The sequence below is a fragment of the Enterococcus sp. AZ163 genome (genome assembly GCF_050498925.1).
Classification (GTDB): domain Bacteria; phylum Bacillota; class Bacilli; order Lactobacillales; family Enterococcaceae; genus Enterococcus_A; species Enterococcus_A ferrettii.
This window is the reverse complement of record NZ_JBIPAO010000004.1, coordinates 42,100-49,818: the sequence shown is the minus strand read 5'-3', so window position 1 is coordinate 49,818 and position 7,719 is coordinate 42,100. Positions and strand designations below refer to the sequence as shown.

18 protein-coding genes and 1 pseudogene are annotated in these 7,719 nt (G+C 37.6%); all 19 read left to right on the top strand.

The window, feature by feature from the left end; all coding sequences use genetic code 11:
• Positions 1 to 316: pseudogene (locus IGI46_RS24975) on the top strand (hypothetical protein); the annotation flags it as partial.
• A 39-nt stretch (positions 317 to 355) separates the two neighbouring features.
• A complete protein-coding gene (locus tag IGI46_RS24970; protein ID WP_429974527.1) occupies positions 356 to 1,327 on the top strand; it encodes a Lin1244/Lin1753 domain-containing protein in 972 nt (323 codons plus the stop codon).
• A complete protein-coding gene (locus tag IGI46_RS24965; RefSeq protein ID WP_429974526.1) occupies positions 1,314 to 1,604 on the top strand; it encodes a hypothetical protein in 291 nt (96 codons plus the stop codon). Before IGI46_RS24970 ends, IGI46_RS24965 begins: the two co-directional genes overlap by 14 nt.
• Complete coding sequence (locus tag IGI46_RS24960) at positions 1,585 to 1,878, top strand: hypothetical protein (protein ID WP_429974525.1); 294 nt, start codon at positions 1,585 to 1,587, stop codon at positions 1,876 to 1,878. Before IGI46_RS24965 ends, IGI46_RS24960 begins: the two co-directional genes overlap by 20 nt.
• 76 nt (positions 1,879 to 1,954) lie before the next feature.
• The gene (locus tag IGI46_RS24955; protein WP_429974524.1) at positions 1,955 to 2,347 is read left to right on the top strand and encodes a hypothetical protein; all 393 of its coding nucleotides are present in this window, start codon (positions 1,955 to 1,957) and stop codon (positions 2,345 to 2,347) included.
• A gap of 118 nt (positions 2,348 to 2,465) precedes the next feature.
• Positions 2,466 to 3,185, top strand: coding sequence for a tyrosine-type recombinase/integrase (locus tag IGI46_RS24950; RefSeq protein ID WP_429974523.1), 720 nt, complete (start codon positions 2,466 to 2,468; stop codon positions 3,183 to 3,185).
• Positions 3,118 to 3,420 carry a tyrosine-type recombinase/integrase gene (locus tag IGI46_RS24945; protein WP_429974522.1) on the top strand — a complete coding sequence of 101 codons (303 nt, stop codon included), beginning with the start codon at positions 3,118 to 3,120 and terminating at the stop codon, positions 3,418 to 3,420. The genes IGI46_RS24950 and IGI46_RS24945 overlap by 68 nt, the downstream gene beginning before the upstream one ends.
• A gap of 30 nt (positions 3,421 to 3,450) precedes the next feature.
• Positions 3,451 to 3,750 carry a hypothetical protein gene (locus IGI46_RS24940; protein ID WP_207702694.1) on the top strand — a complete coding sequence of 100 codons (300 nt, stop codon included), beginning with the start codon at positions 3,451 to 3,453 and terminating at the stop codon, positions 3,748 to 3,750.
• 70 nt (positions 3,751 to 3,820) lie between these two features.
• The gene (locus tag IGI46_RS24935; RefSeq protein ID WP_429963728.1) at positions 3,821 to 4,039 is read left to right on the top strand and encodes a hypothetical protein; all 219 of its coding nucleotides are present in this window, start codon (positions 3,821 to 3,823) and stop codon (positions 4,037 to 4,039) included.
• A 33-nt stretch (positions 4,040 to 4,072) separates the two neighbouring features.
• Positions 4,073 to 4,807: a hypothetical protein gene (locus IGI46_RS24930; protein WP_429974521.1), complete on the top strand. Its 735-nt coding sequence runs from the start codon at positions 4,073 to 4,075 to the stop codon at positions 4,805 to 4,807.
• 32 nt (positions 4,808 to 4,839) lie between these two features.
• Positions 4,840 to 5,112, top strand: coding sequence for a hypothetical protein (locus IGI46_RS24925; protein ID WP_429974520.1), 273 nt, complete (start codon positions 4,840 to 4,842; stop codon positions 5,110 to 5,112).
• 24 nt (positions 5,113 to 5,136) lie between these two features.
• Positions 5,137 to 5,304, top strand: coding sequence for a hypothetical protein (locus tag IGI46_RS24920; RefSeq protein ID WP_429974519.1), 168 nt, complete (start codon positions 5,137 to 5,139; stop codon positions 5,302 to 5,304).
• Between the two features lie 2 nt (positions 5,305 to 5,306).
• Positions 5,307 to 5,621, top strand: coding sequence for a hypothetical protein (locus IGI46_RS24915; protein ID WP_429974518.1), 315 nt, complete (start codon positions 5,307 to 5,309; stop codon positions 5,619 to 5,621).
• A gap of 39 nt (positions 5,622 to 5,660) precedes the next feature.
• Positions 5,661 to 5,978, top strand: coding sequence for a hypothetical protein (locus IGI46_RS24910; RefSeq protein WP_429963723.1), 318 nt, complete (start codon positions 5,661 to 5,663; stop codon positions 5,976 to 5,978).
• A gap of 27 nt (positions 5,979 to 6,005) precedes the next feature.
• Complete coding sequence (locus tag IGI46_RS24905; protein WP_429963722.1) at positions 6,006 to 6,233, top strand: hypothetical protein; 228 nt, start codon at positions 6,006 to 6,008, stop codon at positions 6,231 to 6,233.
• A gap of 82 nt (positions 6,234 to 6,315) precedes the next feature.
• Positions 6,316 to 6,630, top strand: a complete 315-nt coding sequence (locus IGI46_RS24900; RefSeq protein WP_429974517.1) for a hypothetical protein — start codon at positions 6,316 to 6,318, stop codon at positions 6,628 to 6,630.
• Entirely contained in the window at positions 6,623 to 7,207 is a 585-nt protein-coding gene (locus IGI46_RS24895) for a hypothetical protein (RefSeq protein WP_429974516.1), read from the top strand. Before IGI46_RS24900 ends, IGI46_RS24895 begins: the two co-directional genes overlap by 8 nt.
• A complete protein-coding gene (locus tag IGI46_RS24890; RefSeq protein WP_429974515.1) occupies positions 7,204 to 7,590 on the top strand; it encodes a hypothetical protein in 387 nt (128 codons plus the stop codon). Before IGI46_RS24895 ends, IGI46_RS24890 begins: the two co-directional genes overlap by 4 nt.
• Positions 7,587 to 7,715 carry a hypothetical protein gene (locus IGI46_RS24885; protein WP_429974514.1) on the top strand — a complete coding sequence of 43 codons (129 nt, stop codon included), beginning with the start codon at positions 7,587 to 7,589 and terminating at the stop codon, positions 7,713 to 7,715. The genes IGI46_RS24890 and IGI46_RS24885 overlap by 4 nt, the downstream gene beginning before the upstream one ends.
• Positions 7,716 to 7,719 lie beyond the last annotated feature (4 nt).

Here is a 7,719-nt window from a genome sequence, read left to right as displayed (position 1 = left end):
AATGGCTCGAAAAACTGTATTGAGAAATTTGCTATCTAAGTGGGGAATCCTTTCTATTGAAATGCAGAAAGCGACAATCAGTGATGAAACGGTCCAAACTATTCAAGACGACGGCAGCATCATTTCTGAAACAACTGTTGAAGACGAAGCACCTGAAATAAAACAAGCTGAGCCTGTAGAAGAGAAAATAAGCGAAGCCACAGAAGAGGAACAAGGTAAAAAGACTGGTAAGGCCGGAAAAGATGTTAAGGAAGAACAAACAGGTCTTTTTGATGATAAACGACCACCATTGAAAGATGAAGACTATCCATTTTAGCAGGGATTCGTTGATCCCTGCTTGCAAGGAGGTGACGCTGTGGCAAGGCCAACAAAACAGGGTATTGACTACTACTCATTAGATGTAAATTTTTTAAAAGACATCAAAGTAAGGAAGATTAGAAGAGCTTGTGGACCACAATCTATCGAAATACTACTTTGCCTGCTGGGTAATATTTACCGTGAAAATGGGTATTACGTTGGGTGGGATGAAGACACAGTGTTCTTAGTTGCTGACGAAGTTGGGGCGAAAGAGGGCTTAGTTGAAGAAGTTGTGGCGAAGGCAATCCAATCTAGATTTTTTGATGAAGATAAGTTCAATGACTATAAAATCTTAACATCTAACGGTATTCAAAAAAGATTCTTTGAAGCGACCTCCAAAAGAAAAGGGGTAAAGATCAAAAAGGAATTTTTAGTTAGTGACGATGTTAACGGTACTTTAACTGTAGTTAATGGTGGTAATAACTACACAACAAGTGATGTTTCGGACGTTGATAATGAACAAAGTAAAGTAAATAAAACTAAAGTAAATAAAAGTAAAACTGTTGCTGAATCTAGTAATACTAAACATTCAGAACAAACCGCCGTTTCATATTGGTTAAACCAAGTGAATCCAGGAGAAGCACCAACCACCATAGAATCAATAAATTATTGGGTTAAGGATTTTAATGGACAGCATGAGATAGTCATTGCAGCCATAGACGAGATGCTTGAAAACAACGTTCGCTCTTACAAATACATTGATAGGGTACTCAAAAGTTGGGAGTCCAAAGGTCTTGATACTTTCAAAAAGGTTCAAAATTATCTTAATGGTCATTACTCAAGTAACCGTAGTAACTCATCGAATAAAGCTCGTTCAGCAAAACTGCTGTTTGACTACTGGTGGGCTGAGAAAATGGGTGGCGAATCTAGTATCGAGTCTTTAGCTAAAAAAAGGAATCTAACGGAGCGTGAAATAGAAATATTGTCCAATGAAATTAAGACAAGGGGGTATGAGAATGCAATATCTTGAAATGCTAAATGCTCTGCAAAAGTTTATCCAGCAACCATCAGCGGAGTATGAGCACGTTAGAAAAATGATTGATAGATTGCATGGTTGCGAAACTGAACCAGAACAGGAGAAGCTATTTATTAGTATGTCCAGAGTGTATATTTTAGGATTCGTTGATAAAAGCCTTTTCTCAAATCCCGATAAATGGCTAGGAAAACCCGCAGCATTTTACCTAGAAAAGCTAAGAACTTATGGGAAAAAGCTTAAGGAGAATGCATATGAAGCAAGAGTCAGCTAAAACAAGGGTAGCACAAGCGAAACAGTCGTCTGACAAAATTTTACTTTGTATTTTCAACTATATTCAGGGATTCGGCTACCCTCCAAATGTTCGAGATATTTGTGAAATCGTAGGGCTAAGTTCTTCTTCAACAGTTCATAAGTACATGAATAGATTAAGAGAGCAAAAATTAATCAACTATGTCGATGGAAAATCAAGAACAACAACCATTACGGCAAAAGGACACAAATTAGTTCACGAGTTGCTAAATCAGCATAAGAAATTGTCTTTATGAAGAAATACTTAACATAAGTATTAAGCTAAAAATCTAACATTGATTTATAAAATTAAAAATTTAAGGAGTATAAAAGATGAAGCTAACTGACAAATTCAAACTAATCGAAATTGGAAACATCGAAAAAAAACCACGCATGCTTGTTTCAAAACACAACATCAGATTTAATAAACCGTTGTCTGAACAGATGGATTATACGGAGCATGTAAAAATATATTTAAACCAAGAAGAACAGCTTCTGGCGATCGTGCCTTGTGTAAAGAATACGATTGGAGCAACAAAATTTTATAAAAAAGAAAATAGAAAGTGCAAGAATCCTACATGGTCTAATCAAAGATTTATTCATCTTATCGAAAAAATAAATGGATGGGATTTACAAAAAAACAGTTATGGATTATATCCTGGTAAGTTAGACGAAGGCGGAATTTATTTTGATTTTTCTAAAGCAAAAGTAATCCCAAAAACTTAAAAGTCACTTAATTAATGCAAGAAACACTGAAGAACCTAGCGTCTATTTGCTGAAAGGATGACTTTCTATGAAAACTAAAGAAGCGAAAGAAATACTTGTTGAAAGAATTATTGCAGACATGGAACCGATGCTTAATGTTAACCAATTGCAAAAATTACAAGTAGTAATGACTATTCAAATGTCGAAGTTTTCAGTTGAGGAAAGTAAAAATGAAATAGTTATTTACGATGAGACGTCGGACATTGCCGCCTATAAGCAATTCTTCATTTCGAAGAAATTGGCCGGATTATCTGACAGAACTATAGAACTGTACATGTATACGATTGATAAATTCGTGCGTACTGTTAGGAAGTCATTTTCAGAAATTACTACAACAGATATTCGTCTTTATGTAGCTAACCGTAATGTCGTTGATGGACTTAGTAGCGCATCATTAGATCGTGAACGTGGTTGTATCTGCAGATTCTTTCGTTGGTTGCACGACGAGAATTATATTCCAACCGATCCTGGCAAACGTGTTGAAAAAATTAAGGTAGAAAAGCGACTGAAGAAGGCTTTCACACCTATAGAAGTAGAATTACTGCGCCGATCAGCTAAAAATAGTAAGCAGCGCCTAGTGATTGAAATGCTGTTGAGTACCGGGTGTCGAGTGTCTGAGGTAATAGCACTTGAGTTCGAGAATTACGATTTAGCTAGTAACAGCTGTAGCGTGATCGGGAAAGGTTCGAAAGAACGCCGGGTCTTCTTCAACGCAAAAAACTGTTGTAGCGATGAAAGAGTATTTGCAGGAAAAGCCGCATATGACCGGTCCGATTCTTTACGGGAAATACGATGGTGATCGAATGACAAAGAGTGGAATTCAGAAAATGGTGAAAGAAATCGGCGGCCGTGTTGGTATATACGCACATCCGCACAAATTCCGTAGAACAGCGGCAACCTTGGCAATTAAACGAGGCATGCAGCTAAACGATGTCCGCAGGTTCCTAGGCCACGATGATATGAACACGACTTTGCAATATTTGGATTTGGGCGATAGTGACATGAAGATGCTGCATGATAAATATGTGAATTAGTGGAAGAAAGTATGGAATGGAGGAAAAATAATGATTTATAAAGATTTTAGAAAGACAACAGGAAATTTTCCAAACGATGATAATGATGCAGCGGCGATTCTACCTTTGTATCAAGAAGGAAAAATGGTAAAAGGAATTGCTATTGGCGTAACTAAAGAGTGGCTTGATGATATTCTAATAGACCAACTACAGGAACTTGATCTGGATATGTATGTAGATGAATATCTAGATCAATTGGAAATGTCAGAGGAAAATGTGATGGAAATACTAGAATGGCTGGAAATACGTGTAGAAGGTACTCCATATCATATTATTTATGAAGTGTTTTAAAAGAGAATTATCCGATTTAAACAGATTCGGTTAACGACCGATGAAGCAGAGAAAAAGGAGTGGATAAGTGGTGGATGAAAAAGAACAAGTCAGCTGGTTGATGAATAGCTATGTCACTAAACTGATTGCTGGGGAGACCGAAAAGACTGCCTTAGCAGTAACGATAAGTCAGTATTGTGATTCTGAACTATTCTCTAAAGATGTCGTTAAGGAATTTATGAGAAAAGCAATGGATCATGATATAGAGTCGTTTTGGAACGAGTATGACCAAGCTACCACTGAAGGATAGTCTGATCAAGACCGAAAGTAAGGAGTGATTACATTGTCAGCAACAATTTTCGGCGATGATAATGAATATATCGAAATTAAAAAATCTGGTGATCATATCATTTTAGATTTGGGGTTATATGATTCAGAGGATCAAGTTGTTACTCAGACCGAACGGGTAAGTTTTACAAAAACACAAATAAAAAAAGTAATTAGAGAACTGGAAAGTTTGACTAAGGGGGAAAATGAAATGACACATAAAACAATTAAAGGCGGCATTCAACTTTTTCAAGATAGTAAAGGTGTTTGGGGAACAGAAATCACTCAAAACTTGAAGGAGGATAAAGAACTACGAGTGGTATTCACTAGTATGATTGTTGAAAATTTGGCTCATGAAATGGGTATTCCAGTTCGAGATATGGCAGAAATGTTGGCGGACAACGCTGAAAAAAATCCTATGGTTTTTGGAGAAGATGAAAAAACAGTAAATGAAACGTATTTTGAGTATGGTGAACGATTCGATGCTAAAAACTTAAGCGCGGCTGAAGATAAGTTTTTGGATAAAGCCTGGGGTGGGGCATTCGCTAATTTTCTAAAAGCGGATCAAAACCTTAGTGATGCCGAAGTGAAGATCGATGTAGTTGAAGTGCTTCAGGAAATCGAAGATAAAAGCAATGGTTACGTTAAAGAAGTGTCTAAGCTAGAAAATGGAATGACTATGACCTTTGAAGTTTGGATGACCGAGGATGAAGAAAATCCGTTTTTGGGACAGTTAACCATTGTACGCTAACCAAGGATAGTAAGGAATAGGAGGTCGTTTATTTGGATTCAAAAAACTCTGATGAACAGCTTTACTATCTCAAATATACCAGAGGATATTTGGTTTATTTGAAGGATGATAAAGGTCGTAGAATAAAAACAACTTTTTCTGAGTTTTACGATAAGTATGATCCAGAGAAAGAAATAAACCTACATGATCTTGTTGAACTGATACCGCTTAATCCCAAGTATGAAGCTGCAATGGATAAAAAAGAGCTAGAACTTGCAATTTACAAAGAAAATAATGTTGATCCATATCAAATGGAACTATTTTAAAGCAAGGAAAGCAAGGGGGAGAACATGTACTATCAGCTGATGGTTGTAGATGGTGACGAGGAATTTGATGTAGATTCTTATAATACTAAAGAAGAAGCCGAGGATTGTATCGCTGCTGCTGAAGGGATGTACTTAGGAATGGATTATGCTTATGTGAAAGCGTCCGAAGACAAGAATAGTAGGGAGGAATAAGAATGCCAGTTAAGGGAATTAGCAAGTTTGAGTCAGAAATTTTTTATGGAGATTGGCGTAACTGGGCTGGTCTAAATAAGCAGAAATACACCAAAGAAGAAGCAATCAAGGCGTGGCGCGAAGAGTTGTTTGGGTTGGACTCAGATGTACCTTACGTGGTAGAAGATGCTTTTGTGCGTTACCGTGTAGGGCAAACAGAAGACCATGAACCGTGTGCAGGCTGGTGGCTTGAGTGGAAGGATAACGGTAGTAAGTCAGTTCCAGCATGGTCGGTCAGACGGCAAGAGTTATGGGAACAGCAAGAAGAACATTTCTAGTAACCACCAGTAGTATGGAGAAAGAGAGGTAATTATTCTATGGATGATCAGTATGAAGATAAAATCCATGATTTGTTGCTCCAACAAGAGCCAGTAGATGGCTATTATTTTGTAGGTGATTGGGAGATTACAGATAAGCCTGAATGGTGTGGGGAGCCTAATAGTGATCCTATTCTTGTAGATGAAACATTAAGTAAACGATCGTATTCGGATTTTCATACAGTTGATGCACTATATTCTAGTTTCAAAGGTCGTGCCGCACAGGAAATATTGGGTACTGGCAAGTTTGTAGTTTTCACAGGCTCACTTAGAAGTGATCTTGGCGAGTTTTGGGAGCTAACTGCAAGCTTGATGTAGCTACATTTGTGAAAGGAAGAATAGATTATGCATGATAAAGAGCGAAATGAACTTGTAAACAAGATTTCCAGCAAAATACATGATGAGGTTGATAAAGGATTGTCCGAAGTGTCCGCTGATTTACATTTCAGCAATCAGTCTAATGGAGTTACTGGGGCTAACGGATTTCGCTTTGGGCCTGATGAAATGTCAGATTATATAAGCGAATTAATGAATGATGTGGCTAATAATTTAATTGGTCAGATAGTCCACTAACTCAGCATTGAAAGGAAGGAATGATTAAATGAACAGTAGCAACTATCAGATTGCACGATTAGATAATAAGAGATTCGTGATTATGGATAACTATCAATCAATGGCCGAGTTCTGGAAAAGAGATGCTGGTGGTATAACAGTTCAGTATACGCTGGGGTTTCAAGCGATGGACATGCCGGATAAAGTCATTTGCATGGCACAACTACAAAGGTTTTGTGATAGAGAACTGTTAAATAATCGTAGCAAGAAGGATGCCAAGATGCTCGATGCTTTGGAACAAGCGAATGATTTAGCTGTTAAGTTGCAAGAGGATTATTATCCTCCTGAACAGATTTTTTCCGAAGCAAAAAGATTGTATGACCTGACAATACCATTCGTGGAGGTGCCAAATGAATAAACAGGACTTAATGAACTGGATTGAATCCAGCAAAACGATGATAAAAAAACTAGATTTTACAGATGTTAGCGATGATGATCGAGCTGACTATCTTCAGACTGTAGCTTATAAACTTTTCAAGGAAGTTGAAGGAATGATTAGTGAACTAGATGAATCACAACCAATCAAAATACCTCGATTTATAGCGAGTGAATTAGACGTATTTACTGGTGGCAGGTTAAAAGAAGACTTGGTTAGAGACATATGCTTAGCTTTCCAAGGTTACTCTAGCGGAACTCCATTCAGTATAAAAACGATTGAGTGGTGCCATAAAGGTAACAATCTTAGAAAAATGATTGATGCTATATGGAACGATTACCGAGTTGAAGAACCAAAATGGGTTGTTAAGGCTCATCATCCCAGTTTGAACGAGGGACTAATGTTGTTTTTTCAGGAGTTTGATGGCGAAGAACATCCCTTCGACTTTAGCTGGTGCTGTTTAAGAGAAGAATCATATCATTTCACCGACTTAAAACAGGCTGAAGCTGTTGCTTACTTAATAAAAGGCATAGTCGAACCAGTGGAGGTGGCGGAATGATATTGACTGGGAAAGAATACACCAGTGATGAAGCCAGAGACTACTTTAAAGAATTAGGACTTAGCTATGAAAAGATTTATGAAGCTGATATCTGGAATCTACTAGCATTTATTTCTGGTGAGCTGGCAAATATTGATAAGACAACTGATACATTGCCTATGAAAATAGTAATCAAATCGGTGAAGATTGATGCCGACTGTGATGGACTAAAAAGTGCATTTTTCGAAGTGTCGGGGCCTTACTTTGACCGACGTGAAGGGATTAGTTTTAACCGTGACGGCTATATTGGTTTTGCTGGTTGGGCCAGCACAAACAACCTACAGCCATTTATTAGAGGGTTTATGCACTGGTGTAAAGCTACAGCAGAAGAGGTGGCGGATTGAAAAAGTATTTAGGGGAGCTTTCTTTTGCGATGGTAAAAGTCTTCAAAGAAGTGATTGAGTTTATAAAGTATTGCAGCAAAGACTTGGAATCTGAGGGGAAAACATGGAAAGACTATTTCCACTAACCGA